Source organism: Salicola sp. AFF1, from assembly GCF_056783195.1.
Window position 1 is genome coordinate 1 of the sequence record NZ_JBXAYL010000251.1, and the last position, 233, is coordinate 233.

1 pseudogene is annotated in these 233 nt (G+C 66.5%); it reads left to right on the forward strand.

The features are described from left to right. Window positions 1–233 (forward strand): annotated as a pseudogene (locus AC1RQI_RS17550) (D,D-dipeptide ABC transporter permease); the annotation flags it as partial.

Genomic DNA, 233 nt, shown 5'->3' on the forward strand with positions numbered 1-233 from the left:
GCTGGCGTTCCTCGCGCAGCGCCATGTGCTCGGCACCATCGGCCTGATCATCATGCTGCTGTTCGTGCTGACCGCGATATCAGCCGACCTGATCTGCCGTTACGATCCGCTCAGCGTCGATTCCGCGCACCGGCTGGCCGCGCCATCGGCGCTGCACTGGTTCGGCACCGATTCGTTCGGTCGCGATGTCTGGAGCCGCATCATCCACGGCGCGCGGATCTCGCTGGCGGTCG